Here is a 764-nt window from a genome sequence, read left to right on the forward strand (position 1 = left end):
CCCGCTGCCCGGCGGTGCGGGGCCGCTTGCCGAGGACGACGGGCCGGACGACGAGGTGTCGCTGTCCGATGTCCTGGATGCCGTGGGCCTGCGGTTGCCGGCCGTGCGGCTGCCCGGCGAGGTGGAGTTGGCTCGCTCGGTGCGCGAGGTGCCCGCCTTCATGGCGGCGGTACGGCTCGGTCACTGGTGCGGCGATGGTCGGGAACTGACCCCGAAGGAGGTGCTGCGGCCGAAGCTTGCCCGGCAGGCCGTGGAGGAGGCCGAGCTGTGGCGCGTTGACCCCGACGAGTGGGGTGATGCCGGGGAGCGGGCCGCGAGGCTGGCGAAGGTCCGCAGCGCGGCTGACATGGAGCCGCTGGCTCTACCCTGGGACTGGGCGCTGAACTGTGGCTTCGTCGAGGTGGAGGGCAACCGGGCGTACGCCGGCGACGAACTGCCGGACCAGGACGACGACGCGGCACTCCTGGCTGCCTGGCAGGAAGCGGTGGTGGGCGCGGCGGTCGAGCTCTCCCTCTCTTTCCCCGCGTTGGACGAGTTGCTGGGCGGGCTGCAGCCGTTGCGGGAGCTGGCCGAGGAAGCCCCGCCGCTGGTGTTCCTGATGCTGATCACGGCGTACGGGCTGCCCGACGGAGAGTGGCTGGATGTCGCCGGCTTCCTCACCGACGGTATGGAGGGGCTGTCCGAAGGCCCGGCCCGGCGGCTGGTCTCGGCGCTCCTCGTCGACCAGTACCACGATACTGCCCGGACTCTGGAGCTGTTCGGCG

The 764-nt window shown here is 72.0% G+C and carries 1 pseudogene; it reads left to right on the forward strand.

Features of this window, described 5'->3' with window-relative positions:
- A pseudogene (locus BZY54_RS51420) lies at positions 1-764 on the forward strand (hypothetical protein); the annotation flags it as partial.

This window comes from Streptomyces carpinensis (genome assembly GCF_002154505.1).
Lineage (GTDB): Bacteria > Actinomycetota > Actinomycetes > Streptomycetales > Streptomycetaceae > Streptomyces > Streptomyces carpinensis.